Here is a 19111-nt window from a genome sequence, read left to right on the forward strand (position 1 = left end):
GTCCAGCACGGAACACCCTGGCATGCCGACAATGGCAAGCCGCCCCCAAGGACAGCTATCTTGTCGTCCCGCCCCTCGCCCGGTAACGCGGACGGCCATGCAGTATCACAGCACCCGCGGCGGCGCGCCCTTGCTGGGCTTTCGCGACGTCACCCTCACCGGCCTCGCCAGCGACGGCGGCCTCTACGTCCCGACTCAGTGGCCGCGCTTCTCGGCCGAGGACATCGCGGGATTCCGCGGCCTCTCCTATGTCGAGACGGCGGTTCGGGTCATGCTGCCCTTCGTCACCCCGGACCTGAGCGAAGACGAGCTGCGCCAGCTCTGCACCCAGGCCTATGGCCGCTTCGCCCATGCGGCGGTGACCCCGCTGGTCCAGATCGACCAGCAGCACTGGCTGCTCGAACTGTTCCACGGTCCTACCCTCGCCTTCAAGGACGTGGCGCTCCAGCTGCTGGGGCTGCTGTTCGAGAAGTTCCTCGTCGGCACCAACCAGCACCTCACCATCGTCGGCGCGACCTCGGGCGACACCGGCAGCGCGGCGATCGACGCGGTGGCGGGCCGCATCGGCGTCGACATCTTCATGCTGCATCCGCAGGGCCGCGTGTCCGACGTTCAGCGCCGCCAGATGACCACCGTACTCGCCCCCAACGTCCACAACATCGCCATCGACGGCAGCTTCGACGATGCCCAGGCGCTGGTGAAGGCGATGTTCAACGATGCGGACTTTTCGGGCCGCTTCCAGCTGAGCGCCGTCAACTCGATCAACTGGGCCCGGCTGATGGCGCAGGTGGTCTATTATTTCTATGCCGCCGTGCGCCTCGGCGCGCCGGAGCGGGCGGTCGCCTTCTCGGTGCCGACCGGCAATTTCGGCGACGTCTTCGCCGGCTATGTCGCGGCGCGCATGGGGCTGCCGGTGGCCAAGCTGGTCGTGGCGACCAACGTCAACGACATCCTCCACCGGGCGCTCTCCGCCGGCGACTATTCGGCGGGCACCGTCACCCCCACTGCCGCGCCCTCGATGGACATCCAGGTCAGCTCCAACTTCGAGCGGCTGCTGGCCGACCTCGCAGGCGCGCCGATCGCGGAGCAGATGCGCGGCTTCGAGAGCAGCCGCGCGATGCAGCTCACCAACATGCAGCGCGAAGGCGCGTCGAAGCTGTTCACCAGCGACGCGATCGATGCCGACGGCATGAACGAAGCGATGCGCTGGGCCTGCGCCGAAGCGGGCCAGGTGATCGACCCGCACACCGCGATCGGCCTCGCCGCCGCCCAGCGCGCCGGGCTGGCGCAGGACGTGCCCGTGGTGACCCTCGCCACCGCGCACCCCGCCAAGTTCCGCGACGCCGTCGAGCGCGCCACCGGCGTCCGCCCGCACGTGCCCAATCGCGTCGGCGACCTGTTCGAGCGCCAGGAGCGCTACGACACCCTGCCCGCCACGTTCGATGCGATCACCGGCTATATCGCCGAGCGGGCCCACGCCAAGGCATGAAGCTCGTTACCCTCACTGGCGAGCCCTGGGCCGACTATGGCCTGATCGACTCCGGCCATGGGCGGAAGCTGGAGCGCTACGGCGCCTATCGCTTCATCCGCCCCGAGCCCCAGGCCATGTGGGCCCCCGCCTCGGCCGACTGGGACGCGCATGCCGAGTTCGTCCCCGGCTCGGACGAGGATGGCGGCGGCCGCTGGGAGTATCTGAAGGCCACGCCGCGCGAGGGCTGGCCGCTGGCATGGCGCGAGGTGCGCTTCACCGCCCAGACCACGCCCTTCCGCCACCTCGGCTTCTTCCCGGACATGGCGCCGGTATGGGACTGGATGCGCAGCCGCATCGACGGCATGGACAGCCCTGAGTGCATGAACCTGTTCGGCTATACCGGCGTCGGCTCGCTGGCGCTGGCCGCGGCGGGGGCGAAGGTGACGCATGTCGACGCCTCCAAGAAGTCGGTGATGGAAGGCAAGGCCAATGCCGAGCTTTCGGGCATGACCGACAAGCCGATCCGCTGGATGATCGACGACGCGATGAAGTTCACCGCGCGCGAGGTGCGCCGCGGGCGGCGCTATGACGGCATCATCCTCGACCCGCCCAAATGGGGCCGCGGGCCCAACGGCGAGGTGTGGAAGCTGGAGGAAGGCCTGCCGTCCCTGATCGAGGACGTCGCCAAGCTGCTCGATGCCGATTCGCGCTTCCTGTTCCTCACCGTCTATGCGGTGCGCATGTCGGCGCTGGCGATCGGGGAACTGGTCCGCCAGGCGATGGCGGACAAGGGCGGCACGGTGGAAGCGGGCGAGCTGACGGTGCGCGAAGAGGCGCGCGGGCTGGAGCTGCCGACGGCGATCTTCGCGCGCTGGTCGCGCTAGGCTCGCACCTTACGACCCGGTCCGGGCCAGCGCGCCCGCGTCCTGCATCGGTGCCGGCCGGCCGAACAGATAGCCCTGCGCCTCTTCGCAGCCCTCGCGCAGCAGCAGTTCGCGCTGCGAGTCGGTCTCCAGCCCTTCGGCCAGCACCGGGATCGACAGGCTGCGGCCCAGCGCCAGGATCGCGCGGATGATCGCCCGCGCTTGCTCGCTCCGCTCCGAATCCGCCAGGAACGATTTGTCGATCTTGATCTTGTCGAACGGGAAGGAGTGGAGCGTGTCGAGCGACGAATAGCCGGTGCCGAAATCGTCCATCGCCACCCGGATGCCCAAGGCCTTGATGCGGCGCAGGCTGTGCAGCGCGCGCGCCTTGTCGGCGATCAGCGCGGTTTCGGTGATCTCCAGTTCGAGCCGCGTCGGGGCCAGCCCGGTCTCGACCAGGATCGCGGTGATCAGCTCGGGCAGGTCGGGCTTGAGCAGTTGCACCGGAGAGAGGTTGACCGCGACATTCTGCCCGGACGACCAGCCCGCCGCCTCGGCACAGGCGGTGCGCAGCACCCATTCGCCGAGCCGGATGATCTCGCCGGTTTCCTCGGCGATCGGGATGAAGTCCATCGGCGGGATGTTGCCCAGCCGCGGATGTGCCCAGCGCAGCAGCGCCTCGTACCCCACCACGTCGTCGGTGAGCAGCGAGCGCTGCGGCTGGTACAGCAGCCGCAATTCGCCCCGCGCCGCTGCATAGCGCAGATCGTTCGCGATCACCCGGCGGTGCCGGGCCTGCTCGTCCATGCCCTGCTCGTAATAGCAGATGCGTTCGGCGAAATCGGCCTTGGCGCGATACATGGCAAGATCGGCATTGTTGAGCAGCGTCTCGCGGTCCGGCGCATCGCTGGGATAGACCGCAACGCCGATGCTCGCTCCTACGGACAGCGAGCCGTGCGCGGCGAACCCGCCGAACACACTGGCTTCCAGGCGCGCGACAAAGGCTTCCAGCTCCGCCGCCTGCTCGAATCGCTTGGCGACGGCGAACTCATCACCGCCCATCCGCGCAGCGATCTCCTGTTCCTGGAGCGCGCCCGCCAGCCCCTGGCCTATTTCGCGCAGCACCCGGTCCCCCTCGCTGTGCCCCAGCGAGTCATTGATCTCCTTGAACCTGTCGAGATCGATGGCGGCCACCGCCACCTTGGCGCGATCATTGGCCGTCCGGGCAAGCTCCGCGTCCAGCCAGCCATGGAACTGTACGCGATTGGGCAGCCCGGTCAGCGCATCGTGCATCGCCATGTGCGCGATGCGCGACTCCGAGCGGCGCCGCTCGCTGATATCCTCGACCGTGGTCACCCACCCGCCGTCCGGCAGCTTGCGGTTATCGACGGAGAGCACGAAATCGGCATCATATTCGGCGACGATGGTGGGATCCGCACCCTCGTCGAGCGAATCGAGGATGCGTTGCCGCGCTTCGGCGACGCGCGCTTCCGCGACTGCGCCGCCGGTGCGCCCCTCCAGCGCAGCCCGGATCACCGCCAGCAGCGTGGTGCCGGGCGGGCAGGCTTCCGGCGGCAATTGCCAGAGCTTCAGGAACCGCTCGTTGCGCAGCAGCAGCCGCTCGTCGGGGCCGAACAGGCACAGCCCCTGGTGCATGTTCTCCAGCGCCGCGTCGAGATGGCGATGCGCCTCGGCGATGCGGTCCTGGTCCAGCTTGTACTGCGTCATGTCGCGGGTGATCTTGGCGAAGCCAAGCGACCGGCCGCCCTCGTCCTGGATACGCTCGATCGTCACATGCGCCCAGAAGCGGGTGCCATCCTTGCGCACGCGCCACCCCCCGCCGGAGAACTTGCCCTCGCGCACGGCAGTGGCGAGGGCCGCATCGGCCGCGCCGGCCGCCTGGTCCTCTGGCGTGTAGAAGCGCGCGAGATGGCTGCCGACAACTTCGGCCTCGGTATAGCCCTTCAGCCGCGCCGCGCCGGTATTCCAGTTGGCGACCCGGCCCTGCGGATCGAGCATGTACAGCGCACAGTCCGAAATCCCCTTGGCCAGGATGCTGAACTGCCGCTCGCTTGCAGCGATCGCCGCTCGGGCGCGCCGGGCGATCCACCAGCTGCCGAAACACACCGCGAGCAGCGCGACGGTGATGATCGACAGCACGACCGACATCGAGCGCGGCGAGAGATTGGCGCCACCCGCTTCGCGCTGCCATGGGATCAGATGGATGGCCGTCATGCCGGTGAAGTGCAGGCTGACCACCGCCGCGAGCATCAGCAAGGCGGCACCGAGTCCGGAGCGCAGCGAGTTGCGGCGTACGGCAACGTGCAGGGCGGCGATGAAGGGCACGCACCCGAGCAGCACCGACAGCACGACATAGCCCGGGCGCCACTGGACGTGCGCCGGCATGTCGATGGCGGCGATGCCCATATAGTGCATGGTTGCAATGCCGCCGACCGCGAGCAGGCCGGCACCCGCGAGGCGGGTCGCGCCGCTCCGACGCTCCACGACGAAGAAGGCCGCCAGCATCGCCGTGGCCACGACGGCAAGCGAGGCCGCCGAGAGGACGATGGAAAAGCCGAACTGGAAGCCGGGATCATAGCCCAGCATCGCGATGAAGTGCGTTGCCCAGATGCCGAACGCCGTCGCCAGTGCCCCGCCGATCGTCCAGCCCAGCGCGGCATGCGGGGCTCGGGTGCTCTGCCGCAGCATCAGCACGGCCGTCAGCGTCGTCAGGAGGCACATCCCGGCCGCGAGCGCGACAAGGCGCAGATCGTGCTGGCCGGCGATGCAATAGGCGATGGCGAACATGAAACCTCGTGGAAATCGCCCGAGCCTAGCGCATCATGTGTTAACAGCCTGCTCTTCCATGCATCTTTCCGTGCGTTCGGCGCGGCAGCGCGAGCCCCGGCGCACGCGCGGCCGCACGCGGGCCGGCAGGATCGTTGATGGCAGGGATTAATAAGACCAGCGTTCAGCCTGCGAGCACGCCCAGCCGCACCAGTTCGGCGCGGAACGCCTCGGCACCGGTGAACACCACGCCGTGAATGCCCTGCGCCCGCGCCGCTTCGACATTGACCGGCAGATCATCGACGAACACCGCGTCCGGGCCCTGCAGTCCGAATCGCTCCAGCGCCAGCGCGTAGATGGCGGGATCGGGCTTCACCAGCTTCTCGTCACCCGAGACGACGATGTCCCGGAAGCGGCCGAACAGCCAGTCGACCTCGGGCATCCAGGCCCGCCAGAACTCGCCGGAGAAATTGGTGATGCCGAACAGCGCGATGCCCGCCGAATCGAGTTCCTCGACCAGCGCGGCCATGCCGGGGATCGGCGGCCCCAGTTGCTCGCCAAAGCGCGGCCCCCAGAGCGCGATCTTGTCGGCATGCTCCGGGTACAGCGCGCTCAGCTCCGCCGATGTCTCGGCGAAGGGGCGGCCAGCGTCATGCTGGAAATGCCATTCCTTGGTGACGACCTGCGACAGAAACGCGTCGAGCGCCTGCTCGTTGTCGAACAGGCGCTCGTACAAACGCCGCGGTTCCCAAGGGAAAAGAACGTTGCCGACGTCGAAGATGACGGCGTGCGGCGCAGTCCCCACGTGTGGGCTCAGCCCTGACGTGCCTTGAAACGCTTCTGCGTCTTGTTGATCACGTAGATCCGGCCACGGCGGCGGATCACGCGGTTGTCGCGGTGCCGCCCCTTGAGCGACTTCAATGAATTGACGATCTTCATGACCGATTCGCTTCTCAAATTATCTGGAATGCCGGAAAGAGCGGCTCGCCTATAAGCGCGGGGGCGGGAAGTCAAGGCCGCGTGTGTCGCATGCAGCCGCCATGCAGCCTAACGCCCCCTCCGAACGTTCCATCGCCGATGGGCAACGCAAATCCGCTCGACCCGGCCCGCGCCGGCAGGATACACCCGTTCCGCCCACGAAACAGGAGTGCGTGTTCGTGAATCCGTATCTGCGTCTTGCCCTGCTTGCCACCCTGCCCGCGCTCGCCGCCGGCTGCACCTCCACCGGTGGTCGTCCGCCGATCGACGTCACCCGCTATCACCTCAGCGAGCCGTTCGAGCGCACCACCGTTTCAGTCGTGCCGATGTCGGGCGCGATGGATGTCACCCCCGAATTCCGCGCCTATGCCGATGCGGTGCAGGCGGAGCTGAACAAGCTCGGCTATGTTCCCGCCACCAGCGATCGCCCGGCGGGCTATATCGCCTCGGTTTCGTTCACGCGCACCTCGCGCGGCGTGATCCGCGAGCAATCGCCGGTATCGGTGGGCCTGGGCGGCGGCAGTTTCGGCGGTGGCCGGGGCGGCGGCGTCGGACTGGGGGGCGGCATTTCCTTCGGCCTCGGCAAGCGCAAGCAGAACGAGATCCTCGTCTCGCAGCTCTGGGTGCAGCTGCGCCGCCGCGCCGGCGAGAGCGTGATCTGGGAAGGCCGCGCCGAGACGACCGGCGTCGGCATCAAGGACAACCAGCCGGCCGCCACCGCCCAGCGCCTGGCCGCTGCGCTGTTCAAGGACTTCCCCGGCGACTCCGGGATCACTACGACGGTCAAATGAGCATCCAGATCAGCGCCGCGTTCGACAGCGGCAACATCCGCGTGGTCGCCATCGAAGGCGACCGGGTCGACTGCGAGATCGTCCTCGATCACCAGTCGGACTTCTTCCAGTGGTTCCACTTCCGCGTCGCCGGCGCGAAGGGGCGGACGCTGACCTTCCGCATCCTCAATGCGGGCAGCTCGGCCTATCCCTTCGGCTGGCCCGGCTACAAGGCGCGCTGGTCGGCCGACCGCGAATCGTGGCGGATGACCGACACCGACTATGCCGGGGGCATCCTCAGCTTCACCCATCATTTCCAGACGGACCTCACCTGGTTCGCCTATTTTGCGCCCTATTCGATGGAGCGGCACCACGATCTCGTCAGCCGCATCGCGCTGGCCGAGGGCGTGACGCACCGCCAGCTGGGCACGACGCTGGACGGCCAGCCGATCGACTGCCTGACCGTGGGCGAGGGTCCGAAGCAGGTGTGGCTCTATGCCCGCCAGCATCCGGGCGAGAGCATGGCCGAATGGTGGATGGAAGGCGCGCTCGAGTTCCTCACCGACGAGGACAATGCGGTGGCGCAGGCACTCCGCAGCAAGGCGACCTTCCACTGCGTGCCCAACATGAACCCGGACGGCTCGCGGCGCGGCCATCTGCGCACCAATGCGGCAGGCGTGAACCTCAACCGCGAATGGCACACGCCGACGCCGGAGCGCAGCCCGGAAGTGCTGGCGGTGCGCAATGCGATGGACGAAACCGGCGTGGATTTCGCCATGGACGTCCACGGCGATGAGGCCATCCCCGCCAACTTCCTCGCCGGCTTCGAGGGCATCCCGAGCTGGACGGACGAACTCGGCGAGAAATTCTACGAATTCGGACGTCGCCTCGCGGCGCAAACCCCCGATTTCCAGACCGAGCTCGGCTATGACAAGTCGCCCCCGGGCAAGGCCAACCTCGCCATGTCGACCAACCAGGTCGCCGAGCGATTCGGCGCGGTGTCGATGACGCTGGAAATGCCGTTCAAGGACCATGACGCGAACGCCGATCCCGAATTCGGCTGGTCGCCGATCCGCAGCAAGCTGCTCGCCCATGCCTGCCTCGAGACGCTGGCAGGGATGATCGACACGCTGTGATCACGATCCGGGAAGGCGGGCTGGATGCGCCGCAGGTGCAGGACCTCCTGCGCCTGCACGCATCGGGCATGCTCGCCAACTCGCCGGCGGAGAGTTGCCATTTCCTCGACCTGTCGGGCCTCCAGGCGGCGGACGTCACCTTCTGGAGCGCCTGGGAGGGCGAGGATCTGCTCGGCATGGGCGCGCTCAAGCAGCTCGATGCGACGCACGGCGAAGTGAAGTCGATGCGCACCGTGCCGGCGCAACTCGGCAAGGGCGTCGGCGCGGCGGTGCTGGAACATATCCTCGCCACCGCCCGGGCGCGCGGCCTGACGCGGCTGAGCCTGGAGACGGGCACCGGGTCGGCGTTCGCGCCCGCGCACCGGCTATATCAGCGCTACGGCTTCGTCCCCTGCGCACCCTTCGGCAGTTATGCGGAAGATCCGCATAGTCGTTTCCTCACGCGCACACTGTAAAACACAGATTTCATTCATGCTGCTGCCATAATCGCCGTGTCATTCTCCGCCCGACGTCTTGGGGGAGGGGGAAAATGCACGAGCGATTTCGGGCGCTGCGCGCTGCCGGCTTGGGTTGTGTGGCGCTGGTATCGGCGTGCAGCGGCGGGGGCGGCAGCAGCGACTCGGGCAAGGGCGTCGTCGTCCTGCCCAGCGGGCCGACGGCGAGCACGCCGGCGCCCACCCCCACCGCTGAGCAGCTGGAGGACCAGCGCTCCAACGCCGCCAGCTTCGCCCAGGCGGAGGCGGCCTATAAGCTCGGCTTTACCGGGCGCGGGGTGAAGATCGCGGTCCTCGACACCGGCATCGCGCCGGGCGTGTCCGAGTTCGCCGGGCGGATCGACCCCGCCAGCGCCGATGTCGCCGGCACGCGCGGGCTCGTGGACACCAGCGGGCATGGCACGATGATGGCCTCCGTCGCGCTGGCGGCGCGCGACGGACAGGGGATGCACGGCGTGGCCTATGAGGCGACCTTGGTGTCGCTCAACTTCTCCAACCCGGCCAGCTGCACCGGGCTGACCGCGTGCACCTTCCTCAGTGCCGGCCTGATCGCCGGGATCGACGCGGCGATCGCCGCCAGGGTGCGGGTGATCAACCTCTCCTTCTCGATCGACCAGAGTTATGACGTGTTCGAGGAGGCGGTCCGCCGCGCCGCCGCTGCAGGAATCGTGACGGTGATCAGCGCCGGCAACAATGACGGCGACCCGCGCCAGCCGCTGCTGATGGCCCGCGCCTTCGCGCAGGCCGCGCCCGGGTGGGTGATCATCGCCGGCGGCGTCGACGCGACGGGCACCTTCGCCTTCGACCGCGCCAACCAGGCCGGCACCGGCCCGGACGCTGCCTGGTACCTCACCGCGCTGTTCAACGATGTGAACATGGTAGGCTCGGACGGCCTGCTCGCGCAGCACGACGGCACCTCCCCCGCCGCCGCGGCGATCAGCGGCGCGATCGCGCTGGTCGCCCAGGCCCGGCCGAACCTGACCGGCGCGCAGATCGTGACGCTGCTGCTCGCCAACGCCACCGATGCGGGCACGCCGGGACGCGACCCGGTCTATGGCAACGGCGTGCTGAACATCGCCAAGACCTTCGCGGCACTGCCGCCGGTGGGGTAAGGGAAAGGGTTCTCAGGGACATTTCGGCCTTAGCCCCCTCGGCTGCTGATAAGCGCGACCACCCAAGCCCGCGGAAGCGATCGTCCGTCCATCTGGCGGGCCATTCCGGGAACGATGCCGCGCCATCTCGGGACCCGATGGTATTCAGGGAATCTCGAAATAACTCGGGATCACGTAATTGGACATTTTCTTCATCCGGACGCCGAGCTTTGCCGAAGCTTCGTCCGCCGCGCGAGTGGCGCCCTGGACTAGGCCGTAATCATCGAACACGACCAGCCCGCCCCGAGACATGTGAGGTAAAAAGTGATCGAGGGCGAATGCGGTCGGCTCATAGACGTCCACATCCAGGTGAAGGAGCGCGATCTTGAGGGCAGGTTGTTCCTTTAGATACGCAGGAACAGTATGGAAAATATTGCCTTCGATGAGCGTCGTATTGCTAAACCCCTTCGCCGCCACAAGATCATTCAGGGACTCTCGAGAAATACCCGGACCGCCCGCAGCTTCAAACCTCTCGATGAAGCTTTGATCCGTCTCCTCCTGAACTCCGTCAGTCGGGAATGCGCCGAATGCGTCGAAACCGACCAGCGGCCTGCTATAGGAATTTTCCAGTATTTCGCGGAAACTCGCGAACCGCATGAAAGACGCGCCTTTGTACACACCCACTTCCAGGATCGAACCTGGAATGTCGACGATCTTTTTGTAAAGCTCATAGTGCGCCAAAAGCTTGGCGATGCGCGAGGGGTGCGAACGCAGGTGGAAGTTGTTTTCGACTTCATAGATATCGATCGCAGCCGTCGGCATGTAATGTGACATTCTGACCTTCCCCACGCTACAGCGTCTCGGCTTCCGTCTCGTACGATGCGGTTACCATAGGATGAACGACGGTCTGCAAAATCCGTTCTAAGCGTAGGTTTATCCTGCGGCTTTTTGCTGGAAGCGGCCGCTCCTTATATCGTTCGGCGATGTTCCCCCCAGGCGGAGCGACGCGGTTGGCAGCGTTGCGCTGCGCTGGTTCCCTCGAACTGCGGCGGCACCGACCTGGAGACGCTTCCGGCACGCTGCCGCCCATGACATAAGGGCGCATGCCGTTCCGCCCCCTGCTCGCCCTGCTGGCGCTGGTCGCCGCCCCGCTGCTCGCCGCGCCCGGCACGGAGCTGGTGCGCGAGCAGCGCAGCGTCACCATCGGCGGCGTGCCGGAGGTTTGGCGGCTGGTCTGGCGCGGGGCGCCGCGCGACGACGGCATGTGCGGCCCGCGGGATCCCGAGATGGCGATCACCTGCCCGTGCAGCGGCGTCGCCTATGCGCAGACCGGCGATCTGGTGCTGGAACGGCAGCGCCCCGGCGCACGGCCCGAGCGAATGGCACTGGCGCCGCTGTTCGCCGGGTCCGAGATGCTGTCCGACGCGGGCGGCCCGGCCGCAGTCCTGCCACGCTGGCCGATGGGCGACGATGATGTCTCGAAGGAGGTCACGCCCAAGGCGATCCGCGCCCGGCCCCCGGTCCCGATCCTGAAGCTCGCCGATTATGACCATGACGGCGTCGCGGGCGAATTCCTGCTGCAGATCGATGCGCTGCCCTGCGGCAAGCAGTTGATGGTGGCGGTCGGCACCTCGCGCGCGCATCCCGGCCTCCATGCGCTGACCAGCGCCGAGCATCCCGAACGCCCGCTGGCGCTCTATCGCTGGCAATGGGAGGCGCTGGCCCGCAACCCGCGCCCGGCCGAGCTTGCCGACTGGCCGTGCGGCGATCACGGCGCCGAGGAGGAAACCACCTTGCGGGTCCGCGCCGATCGCGGCGCGATCCATGCGACGCGGATCACCGGCACCTGCCCCGACGAGTCGAACGAGAAGGGCGGCACCCGCATCGCGAAGAAAATACTCAAGCGGGACGTCCTGTAGCCGAGCCCCTCCAGGCACAGGATCGGTATGGCGGGGCGGCGAACAGGCCAGTCGACAGCGCAGGAGCTTCCGCCGTGACCCTCGACCAACTCGGCCCGCGCCTCTGCATTTTGGGGCCGTCGAACAGCGGCAAGTCCACGCTGGCCGTCGCGATCGCCGCCGCACGCGGGCTGCCGCCGATCCATCTCGATCAGCTCCACCATCTCCCCCACACGGATTGGCTTCCCCGCCCCGCCGACGACTTCGCCGCCCTGCACGACGCAGCGATCCTCGGCGACCGCTGGGTGATCGAGGGCAACTATACCCGGCTGCTGCCGCAGCGCCTGGCGCGGGCGACCGGCGTGCTGCTGCTCGACGTGCCGACCTCGGTCAGCCTCTATCGCTATGTCCGGCGCTGCTGGTTCGGGCGCGAGCGCCACGGCGCGCTTGCCGGTGCGCGGGACAGCGTGAAATGGGCAATGCTCCACTATATCCTGATCGCCACCCGCGCCCATCGCGCACGCTATCGACGGATGTTTGAAGAGATCGCGCTGCCGAAGGCTCTGCTTGCCTCGCCCCGAGCGATTGCCGACTTCTACCGCGAGCACGATCTGCGCCGGTGAGCACGCCTGCTGAGAACCGGCTTTCCCCTGCTGCGCCGCCTCAGGCGAACAGCGACAGCGTCCCGCTTTCCAGCGCTTCGGGGATGGTCAGCCGATCGCCGCGGCTGACCTCATGGGTGGTGGGTTGCGGCACCAGGTTCCACGGCGTCACCACCGCGTCGCACCAGGCGGTGAACAGGCCCGACGACCAGGACCGCAGCCTCTCTTCCACTTCCGGCAGCACCGCTGCCATGGCGTTCGGTTCGCTGTGCATCGTCATCATTCCCGCTCCTCAGCGTGCGTGATTCCGTGTTTTTCCCGAGTCCCCCGATCCTATCACGAGAGCGCCAAGGATGCACGGCTGTGCAATCGTTTAACTTGCGCCCATCCCCGCCGCGAACGCGATTCTGAGCGCCTCGGACAGGCTCTTGGCGCCCAGCTTCGCCATCACATTGGCGCGGTGCACTTCGACCGTGCGTGCCGAGATGCCGAGGTCATAGGCGATGGTCTTGTTCGGATAGCCCTGCGCCAGCCCGTCCAGCACCTCGCGCTCGCGCACGGTCAGCGCGCCGAGCAGCGTCTCGGCGTCCGCGGCGCGCGTCTTGACGTCCTCGGCCGCCTCCAGCCGCTCGAAGCCGCGATTGATCGCATCGATCAGCGCGCGGCTCTCCATCGGCTTTTCGAGGAAGTCGACCGCGCCTGCCTTCATTGCCTTGACCGCCAGCGACACGTCGCCATGGCCGGTCAGCACGATCACCGGCAGCGCGATGCCGCGGGCATGGAGTTCCTGCTGCACCTCCAGCCCGTCCATCTCCGGCATGCGCACGTCGAGCAGCACGCAGCCCGGCTCGACATGGCGCGCTTCCTTGAGGAAGGCGACGCCCGAGGGCCAGGTCTGCACGGCGAAGCCCGAGGTCTTGAGCATGAAGCTGGCGGAACGGCGGACGCCATCCTCGTCGTCGACGATATGGACGAGGCGCTTGTCGGTCACAGAGTATTCCCTTCTACTTGGACGAGGGTGAAGTGAAAGCAGCTGCCGCCGCCCTCACGCGGCGCCAGCCAGATGCGGCCGCCATTGGCCTCGACGATGGTGCGGCAGATCGACAGCCCGAGGCCCATGCCGTCGACCTTGGTGCTGTGGAAGGCGCGGAACAGGTCGTCGGCGACTTCGGCGGCCACGCCCGGCCCGGTATCCGCCACCGTCACCCGCACAAAGCCGGGGGACTCAAGCCGGCTGGAGACGGTCAGCCGCCGCTCGGGGGAATCGGCCATCGCCTCGATCGCGTTGCGCATCAGGTTGATCAGCACCTGCTGGATCTGGATGCGGTCGACCAACACCGGCCCCGCGGCGGGATCGAACAGGAACTCGGCGACGACGCCCTTCTCGCGCGCGCCGATCAGCGCCAGCTTGCAGGCCTCGTCGACCAGATCGGGGATCTGCTCGACGCTCTTCTCCACCTCGCCGCGCGCGACGAATTCGCGGAGGCGCCGGACGATGGTGCCCGCGCGCAGTGCCTCCTGCGCGGTATCGTCGAGCGCCTCGCGGATCATCGGCAGGTCCTCCGGATCGCCCGCATCGAGCAGGTTCGAGACGCCGCGCACATAGTTCACCACCGCGGTGATCGGCTGGTTGAGCTCGTGCGCCAGCGTCGAGGCCATGGTGCCCATCGCGCTCACGCGGGCGGCGTGAATCAGACCGGAGCGGAGTTCCTCGATGCGCTGCTCGGCGCGCTGCTTGTCGCTCAGGTCGCGGATGAAGCCGGTGAAGACGCGCTCGCCCTCGGTCATCGCCTCGCCCACCGACAGCTCGATCGGGAAGGTGCTGCCATCGCGCCGCCGCCCGGTGACGGTACGGCCGGTGCCGATGATCCGGCGCTCGCCGGTCGCCAGATAGCGGCGGATATAGCCGTCGTGCCGCGCGCCGTCGCCGGTGGGCATCAACAGGCTGACGTTCGCGCCGACCACCTCGTCCTCGGCATAGCCGAACATCCGCTCGGCGGCGGCGCTGAACGAGACGATGTTGCCGCGCTCGTCGATAATCACCATCGCGTCGAGCACCGTCGCCAGGATCGAGCGGAGATGGTTCGCGGCGGCGCTCGCCTGGCGCTCGCTGGCGCGCTGCTCGGTGATGTCGCGGATCACCTTGCCGAAGCCGCGCAGCCGCCCGTCGGGGCCGCGCAAGGGTGTGATCAGCACTTGGGCGAGGAATTCGCTGCCATCCTTGCGCAGCCGCCAATCCTCTTCCTCCAGCTTGCCGTCGCGCAGCGCCGCGTCGAGGTCGGCGCGCGGCTTGCCCGCCGCCACGGCCGAGCCCGGATAGAACAACGCCATGTCGCGGCCGAGCACCTCCTCCTCGCCCCAGCCCTTCAGCCGGCGCGCGCCTTCGTTCCAGAAGGACACGCGGCCCTTGGGATCAACGGTGTAGATCGCATAGCCGACCGCGCCGTCAATCAGCAGGTTGAGCTCGGCGGCGAGTTCGTCGGCGCGATCGGCCCGCCTCCGGGCATCGGCCTCCTCGGCGCGCAGGCGGCGGCGCAGCGCGCGGCTGTACGAGGCGAGCAGCAGGATCGCCGCAACCCAGGCCAGCAGCACGCCGACCAGCACATAGCGCTCGCCGCGCGAGACCAACGGCGCCAGCGCCAGGCCGGAGACGAGCAGCAGCAGCGTCGCCATCGCCTCCGGGATGCGCCGCCGCAGCCGGCCGCCCAGCGTCACCGGCGCCGGCATGTCGAACGGCGGCAGCGGGAAGTTCATCGCGCGAGCGCGCCGAGCAGCTCGAGCCGGCCGACCGGTTTCTTCACCACGCCCGCGAACCCTGCAGCGCGGGCTTCGTCGTCGAGTTCGGCATGGCTCTGGCCGATCAGGATTGCCCGCCCCTTCCAGCCGCGCAGCGCCAGCTGGCGGAGCAGGTGGACGGCATCGCCGTCGGACAGATCGCGCGCGATCAGCAGCGTGCGGATCTGCTCGAGGGTCGCTTCCGCCATCGCCGCCGCGGCGGAGGCAAAGGCGCGCACGTCCATCCCGCAGCCCTGGAGCAGCAATTGCAGCGCGCGGCGCGAATCGTCCTGCGAATCGACCAGCAGCACGCGTTCGCGCACACCTCGCGAGAGCATGGGCACGCCCTCCTTCATGCGCGCACCCCGCGCGGCGGAAGGAGGAGAGAAAGGCAGACGCTAGAACGCATGGGGCCAAAATATGCGGCCCGCATCTGCAGCGTCATGCGGATAGCTACGTATTGGCGCTCGGCTCAGCGCGAATAGCGCTCCTCGGCCCAGGGGTCGCCGCGCAGGTGATAGCCGTTCACTTCCCAGAAGCCCGGCCGGTCCCGCCCGATCACCTCGATCCGCGAGATCCACTTGGCGCTCTTCCAGAAATAGAGGTGCGGCACCACCAGCCGTGCTGGGCCGCCATGGTCGCGGTGGAGCGGCTTGCCCTCCCAGCGATGCGCGATCAGCGCGTCGGGCGCGGCGAAGTCGGCGAGCAGCAGGTTGGTGGTATAGCCGTCATAGCCGTGGAGCATCACCGCCGCGGCTTCCTCGCGCGGCTCGACCATTTCGAGCAGCCGCGCGGTGGCGACGCCCGCCCAGCGATTGTCGTAGCGCGACCAGCTGGTGACGCAGTGGATGTCGCTCGTCCGCTCGTCGGTGGCGAGTGCCTCGAAGGCCGGCCAGTCGAGCGTCAGCGGCCGGGCGACCATGCCGTCGATCGTCAGCCGCCAGCGCTCGGGCCGCACCTCGGGCTGGCGGCCGAGATCGAGCACCGGCCAGTTGGTGACGAGGTGCTGGCCCGGCGGCAGCCGCTCGGTGTCGGGGCGCGCGGTGCGGCCGGTGAGGAACTTGCCCGCCTCCGCCCAGGCGCGCTTGGAGCGGGTGAGCTTGCTGTCCTCGTCCATTATGCGCTTCCCCTGTCAGGCCGGCTTCCGCTCACCGGCGATGGTAGGCAATAGCTCGGAGACGGTCGGGTGGATATGCACCGCGTGCGCCAGGTCCGTGGCCGTGCCCTGCTTCACCATCAGGTCGAGCACGCCGTGGATCGCCTCGTCGCCGCTGGTGCCGAGGATCGCGCCGCCGAGGATTCTGCCGGTATCGGCGTCGCTCACCAGCTTCATGAAGCCGAGCGATTCGTCCTTCTCCACCGCGCGGCCGACGCGCGTCATCGGACGCTTGCCGACCTCGATGCGGTGCCCGGCCTTCTTGGCCTCGGCCTCGCCCATGCCGACGCGGCCGAGCGGCGGATCAATGTAGAGCGCATAGGCGGGGATGCGGTCGGTCACCTTGCGGTCCGCGCCATCGAGCAGATTGTCGGCGACGATCTCAAAGTCGTTATAGGCCGTGTGGGTGAAGGCACCGCGGCCATTGCAGTCGCCCATCGCCCAGATATGCGCGACATTGGTACGCAGCCGATCGTCGACCTGCACATAGCCGCGCGCGTCGGTTGCCACCCCCGCAGCCTCCAACCCGAGATCGTCGGTATTTGGAACCCGCCCGACCGCCAGCAGCACATGGCTGCCGAGCACCTCGGGGCTGCCCTCATGGCAGTCGACGCCGACCAGCACGTCCTCGCCCTGCGCGGCGAAGCGGATGCACTCGGCGCCGGTGCGCACGGCTATGCCCTCCGCTTCCAGGATGTCGCGCACCGCGTCGGAGATTTCGGGATCCTCGCGGCCGATCAGCTTGGGCCCCTTCTCGACGATCGTAACCTCGGCGCCGAAGCGGCGGAACATCTGGCCGAACTCCAGCCCGATATAGCTGCCGCCGACCACCACCAGGTGCCGCGGCACCGCGTCGAGCTTGAGGATCGTGCTGTTGGTGAGGAGCGGCACGTCGTCGACGCCCGGCATGTCCGGCACCAGCGCGCGGCCGCCGACGTTGAGGAAGATGCGGTCCGCCTCCAGCACCTCGTCGCCGACGCGGACCCGGTGCGGCGATTCGAACCGCGCCTCGCCGAAGAGCAGCGTGCAATGCGCCATCCCGTCGATCCAGCTTTGCAGCGAGGCCCGCGAATCTGCCGAAATCTTGTCCGCCCGCCCCCGCACCTTGGCGAAGTCGATGCCGACCTCGCCGCCGATCGTCACGCCGAAATCGGCCGCCCGCCGCGCCATGTGCGCGGCATAGGCGCTGGCGACCAGCGTCTTGGTCGGCTTGCAGCCGGTATTGACGCAGGTGCCCCCGAGCAAATGCCGCTCGATCAAAGCCACCGACATGCCGGCGTCGCTCAACCGCCCGGCCAGCGGCGTCCCCGCCTGTCCGGCGCCGATCACGATCGCATCGAATTTCCGGCTCATAGCGATGCCGCCACGAACGCGGCGACGCCGATTGCCGCAAGATCCTCGACCAGCGCGGCAGGCAGATCGGTGCCGAACGCGCGGCACAGCCCCATCCGCGCCGCATAGCCGCCGAAGGTGCCGATCACCGCACCCACGACGCCGGCAGCCAGGCACAAGGGCAATGAACTCGCCGCGAGCCCGATCGCCGCGCCGCACAGCGCACCGGAGATCGTCCGTCCGATGAACCCCGGCGGCGACTTGCGGCTGGGCGTGGTCGGCAGCTTGTCCGCGACATATTCGCCGATCGCCAGCAGCGTGAAGATCCACGGCGTCCCCCACCAGCCCATCCAGCCGAGCCAGGTGCCGCCGAGCGGCAGCCAGCCGGCATAGGCCGCCCAGGAAATCGCCATCGGCGCAGTCATGGTGCGCATGCCGGCGACGATGCCGATCAGCAGCGCGAGGACGAGGGGCGGCATCAGCAGGTCTCCCATAGGCAGCACCCACCCAGCGCCTTTCTGCGCGCCTGCGCAACTGCACTTGGGTATGGTCCCGCCGCCAACGAAACGAAGCGCTACGGGTTGCAAGCCGCCACCGATTGAAGGATCAGGCGGCCCAACCAAGCCCTACAGGAGAACCGGCCATGAAGACCCGCGCCGCCGTCGCTTTCGAAGCGAAACAGCCGCTGGAGATCGTCGAACTCGATCTGGAAGGCCCCAAGCCCGGCGAAGTGCTGGTCGAGATCATGGCCACCGGCCTGTGCCACACCGATGCCTACACGCTGGACGGCCTGGATTCGGAAGGCCTGTTCCCCTCCGTGCTCGGCCATGAAGGCGCCGGCATCGTCCGCGAGGTGGGCGCCGGCGTGACCAGCGTGAAGCCCGGCGATCACGTCATCCCGCTCTACACGCCGGAGTGCCGCCAGTGTAAGTCGTGCCTGTCGGGCAAGACTAACCTGTGCACCGCGATCCGCGCCACCCAAGGCAAGGGCTTGATGCCGGACGGCACCACCCGGTTCAGCTACAAGGGCCAGCCGATCTTCCATTACATGGGCTGCTCGACCTTCTCGAACTTCACCGTGCTGCCCGAGATCGCGGTGGCGAAGATCCGCGAGGACGCGCCGTTCCAGACCAGCTGCTATATCGGCTGCGGCGTCACCACCGGCGTCGGCGCGGTGGTCAACACCGCCAAGGTGCAGGTGGGCGAGACCGTGGTGGTGTTCGGCCTGGGCGGCATCGGCCTCAACGTGATCCAGGGTGCCCGGCTGGCGGGCGCCGGCCAGATCATCGGCATCGACGTCAACCCGGACCGCGAGGCATGGGGCCGCAAGTTCGGGATGACCCACTTCCTCAACACCAAGGGCATGTCGCGCGAACAGATCGTCGCCAAGGTGGTCGAGCTGACCGATGGCGGCGCCGACTATAGCTTCGATGCCACCGGCAACACCGAGGTGATGCGCACCGCGCTCGAATGCTGCCATCGCGGCTGGGGCGAATCGATCATCATCGGCGTGGCCGAGGCGGGCAAGGAGATCGCCACGCGCCCGTTCCAGCTGGTCACCGGCCGAGTCTGGAAGGGCACCGCGTTCGGCGGCGCCAAGGGCCGGACCGACGTGCCGAAGATCGTCGACTGGTACATGAACGGCAAGATCGCGATCGACCCGATGATCACCCACGTCCTGACGCTGGACGAGATCAACAAGGGCTTCGAGCTGATGCATGCGGGCGAGAGCATCCGCAGCGTCGTCGTCTACTGAGA

The 19111-nt window shown here is 68.0% G+C and carries 20 protein-coding genes; 9 read left to right on the forward strand and 11 right to left on the reverse strand.

Annotated elements, in window-relative coordinates; genetic code table 11:
- The first annotated feature begins 97 nt into the window (after positions 1-97).
- Positions 98-1489: a threonine synthase gene (gene thrC, locus BM009_RS05750; RefSeq protein WP_093294459.1), complete on the forward strand. Its 1392-nt coding sequence runs from the start codon at positions 98-100 to the stop codon at positions 1487-1489.
- The gene (locus BM009_RS05755; protein ID WP_093294461.1) at positions 1486-2355 is read left to right on the forward strand and encodes a class I SAM-dependent methyltransferase; all 870 of its coding nucleotides are present in this window, start codon (positions 1486-1488) and stop codon (positions 2353-2355) included. Before thrC ends, BM009_RS05755 begins: the two co-directional genes overlap by 4 nt.
- Positions 2356-2364: 9 nt before the next feature.
- Here BM009_RS05755 and BM009_RS05760 read toward each other — a convergent pair whose 3' ends face one another.
- From BM009_RS05760 to ykgO, 3 genes are all read right to left on the reverse strand, one after another.
- Positions 2365-5142, reverse strand: a complete 2778-nt coding sequence (locus BM009_RS05760) for a bifunctional diguanylate cyclase/phosphodiesterase (RefSeq protein WP_093294463.1) — start codon at positions 5140-5142, stop codon at positions 2365-2367.
- 163 nt (positions 5143-5305) lie between these two features.
- Positions 5306-5926, reverse strand: coding sequence for an HAD family hydrolase (locus BM009_RS05765; RefSeq protein WP_093294465.1), 621 nt, complete (start codon positions 5924-5926; stop codon positions 5306-5308).
- Between the two features lie 8 nt (positions 5927-5934).
- Positions 5935-6060 carry a type B 50S ribosomal protein L36 gene (gene ykgO, locus BM009_RS05770; protein WP_010543750.1) on the reverse strand — a complete coding sequence of 42 codons (126 nt, stop codon included), beginning with the start codon at positions 6058-6060 and terminating at the stop codon, positions 5935-5937.
- 212 nt (positions 6061-6272) lie between these two features.
- On the opposite strand from ykgO, the gene BM009_RS05775 reads away from it, so the two are divergent.
- From BM009_RS05775 to BM009_RS05790, 4 genes are all read left to right on the forward strand, one after another.
- Positions 6273-6890, forward strand: a complete 618-nt coding sequence (locus BM009_RS05775; RefSeq protein ID WP_093294467.1) for a DUF4136 domain-containing protein — start codon at positions 6273-6275, stop codon at positions 6888-6890.
- A complete protein-coding gene (locus tag BM009_RS05780) occupies positions 6887-8005 on the forward strand; it encodes a M14 family metallopeptidase (protein ID WP_093294468.1) in 1119 nt (372 codons plus the stop codon). The genes BM009_RS05775 and BM009_RS05780 overlap by 4 nt, the downstream gene beginning before the upstream one ends.
- The gene (locus tag BM009_RS05785; RefSeq protein ID WP_093294470.1) at positions 8002-8460 is read left to right on the forward strand and encodes a GNAT family N-acetyltransferase; all 459 of its coding nucleotides are present in this window, start codon (positions 8002-8004) and stop codon (positions 8458-8460) included. Before BM009_RS05780 ends, BM009_RS05785 begins: the two co-directional genes overlap by 4 nt.
- A 74-nt stretch (positions 8461-8534) precedes the next feature.
- Positions 8535-9611, forward strand: coding sequence for a S8 family serine peptidase (locus BM009_RS05790; protein ID WP_093294471.1), 1077 nt, complete (start codon positions 8535-8537; stop codon positions 9609-9611).
- A 144-nt stretch (positions 9612-9755) separates the two neighbouring features.
- Here BM009_RS05790 and BM009_RS05795 read toward each other — a convergent pair whose 3' ends face one another.
- Positions 9756-10424, reverse strand: a complete 669-nt coding sequence (locus tag BM009_RS05795) for a TylF/MycF/NovP-related O-methyltransferase (protein ID WP_093294674.1) — start codon at positions 10422-10424, stop codon at positions 9756-9758.
- Positions 10425-10693: 269 nt separating this feature from the next.
- Between BM009_RS05795 and BM009_RS05800 the strand changes: the two genes are divergently transcribed.
- Together BM009_RS05800 and BM009_RS05805 are read left to right on the forward strand one after the other, a co-directional pair.
- Entirely contained in the window at positions 10694-11509 is an 816-nt protein-coding gene (locus tag BM009_RS05800; protein WP_093294473.1) for a hypothetical protein, read from the forward strand.
- Between the two features lie 74 nt (positions 11510-11583).
- On the forward strand, positions 11584-12111 hold the full coding sequence (locus tag BM009_RS05805) for a P-loop NTPase family protein (RefSeq protein ID WP_093294474.1): 528 nt from the start codon (positions 11584-11586) through the stop codon (positions 12109-12111).
- A 40-nt stretch (positions 12112-12151) separates the two neighbouring features.
- On the opposite strand, the gene BM009_RS05810 is transcribed toward BM009_RS05805, so the two are convergent.
- The 7 genes from BM009_RS05810 to BM009_RS05840 all read right to left on the reverse strand — a co-directional run bounded on the left by BM009_RS05810 (position 12152) and on the right by BM009_RS05840 (position 17832).
- Positions 12152-12373: a hypothetical protein gene (locus tag BM009_RS05810; RefSeq protein ID WP_093294476.1), complete on the reverse strand. Its 222-nt coding sequence runs from the start codon at positions 12371-12373 to the stop codon at positions 12152-12154.
- 90 nt (positions 12374-12463) lie between these two features.
- Positions 12464-13081 (reverse strand): response regulator transcription factor, encoded by a 618-nt coding sequence (locus BM009_RS05815; protein WP_093294478.1) that lies wholly within the window; start codon positions 13079-13081, stop codon positions 12464-12466.
- Complete coding sequence (locus tag BM009_RS05820; protein WP_093294479.1) at positions 13078-14844, reverse strand: PAS domain-containing sensor histidine kinase; 1767 nt, start codon at positions 14842-14844, stop codon at positions 13078-13080. Before BM009_RS05820 ends, BM009_RS05815 begins: the two co-directional genes overlap by 4 nt.
- Positions 14841-15203 carry a response regulator gene (locus BM009_RS05825; RefSeq protein WP_093294675.1) on the reverse strand — a complete coding sequence of 121 codons (363 nt, stop codon included), beginning with the start codon at positions 15201-15203 and terminating at the stop codon, positions 14841-14843. Before BM009_RS05825 ends, BM009_RS05820 begins: the two co-directional genes overlap by 4 nt.
- 134 nt (positions 15204-15337) lie before the next feature.
- Positions 15338-15982 carry a sulfite oxidase-like oxidoreductase gene (locus BM009_RS05830; protein ID WP_093294481.1) on the reverse strand — a complete coding sequence of 215 codons (645 nt, stop codon included), beginning with the start codon at positions 15980-15982 and terminating at the stop codon, positions 15338-15340.
- Between the two features lie 15 nt (positions 15983-15997).
- Positions 15998-17374, reverse strand: a complete 1377-nt coding sequence (locus BM009_RS05835; RefSeq protein WP_093294482.1) for an FAD-containing oxidoreductase — start codon at positions 17372-17374, stop codon at positions 15998-16000.
- A complete protein-coding gene (locus BM009_RS05840) occupies positions 17371-17832 on the reverse strand; it encodes a DUF4126 domain-containing protein (protein WP_093294677.1) in 462 nt (153 codons plus the stop codon). The genes BM009_RS05835 and BM009_RS05840 overlap by 4 nt, the downstream gene beginning before the upstream one ends.
- A gap of 164 nt (positions 17833-17996) precedes the next feature.
- Here BM009_RS05840 and BM009_RS05845 point away from each other — a divergent pair, with 164 nt between their 5' ends.
- A complete protein-coding gene (locus tag BM009_RS05845) occupies positions 17997-19109 on the forward strand; it encodes an S-(hydroxymethyl)glutathione dehydrogenase/class III alcohol dehydrogenase (protein WP_093294484.1) in 1113 nt (370 codons plus the stop codon).
- The last annotated feature ends 2 nt before the right edge of the window (positions 19110-19111 follow it).

The sequence above is a fragment of the Sphingomonas sp. NFR04 genome (assembly GCF_900114095.1).
GTDB lineage: Bacteria > Pseudomonadota > Alphaproteobacteria > Sphingomonadales > Sphingomonadaceae > Sphingomonas.

Bases quoted from the DNA above. Each gene is read 5' to 3' on its own strand.
- BM009_RS05795 (WP_093294674.1), bottom strand. From the start codon at position 10,424: ATGTCACATTACATGCCGACGGCTGCGATCGATATCTATGAAGTCGAA.
- BM009_RS05810 (WP_093294476.1), bottom strand. From the start codon at position 12,373: ATGATGACGATGCACAGCGAACCGAACGCCATGGCAGCGGTGCTGCCG.
- BM009_RS05825 (WP_093294675.1), bottom strand. From the start codon at position 15,203: ATGCTCTCGCGAGGTGTGCGCGAACGCGTGCTGCTGGTCGATTCGCAG.
- BM009_RS05755 (WP_093294461.1), top strand. From the start codon at position 1,486: ATGAAGCTCGTTACCCTCACTGGCGAGCCCTGGGCCGACTATGGCCTG.
- BM009_RS05780 (WP_093294468.1), top strand. From the start codon at position 6,887: ATGAGCATCCAGATCAGCGCCGCGTTCGACAGCGGCAACATCCGCGTG.
- BM009_RS05845 (WP_093294484.1), top strand. From the start codon at position 17,997: ATGAAGACCCGCGCCGCCGTCGCTTTCGAAGCGAAACAGCCGCTGGAG.
- BM009_RS05760 (WP_093294463.1), bottom strand. From the start codon at position 5,142: ATGTTCGCCATCGCCTATTGCATCGCCGGCCAGCACGATCTGCGCCTT.
- ykgO (WP_010543750.1), bottom strand. From the start codon at position 6,060: ATGAAGATCGTCAATTCATTGAAGTCGCTCAAGGGGCGGCACCGCGAC.
- BM009_RS05835 (WP_093294482.1), bottom strand. From the start codon at position 17,374: ATGAGCCGGAAATTCGATGCGATCGTGATCGGCGCCGGACAGGCGGGG.
- BM009_RS05820 (WP_093294479.1), bottom strand. From the start codon at position 14,844: ATGAACTTCCCGCTGCCGCCGTTCGACATGCCGGCGCCGGTGACGCTG.
- BM009_RS05840 (WP_093294677.1), bottom strand. From the start codon at position 17,832: ATGCCGCCCCTCGTCCTCGCGCTGCTGATCGGCATCGTCGCCGGCATG.
- thrC (WP_093294459.1), top strand. From the start codon at position 98: ATGCAGTATCACAGCACCCGCGGCGGCGCGCCCTTGCTGGGCTTTCGC.
- BM009_RS05790 (WP_093294471.1), top strand. From the start codon at position 8,535: ATGCACGAGCGATTTCGGGCGCTGCGCGCTGCCGGCTTGGGTTGTGTG.
- BM009_RS05800 (WP_093294473.1), top strand. From the start codon at position 10,694: ATGCCGTTCCGCCCCCTGCTCGCCCTGCTGGCGCTGGTCGCCGCCCCG.
- BM009_RS05830 (WP_093294481.1), bottom strand. From the start codon at position 15,982: ATGGACGAGGACAGCAAGCTCACCCGCTCCAAGCGCGCCTGGGCGGAG.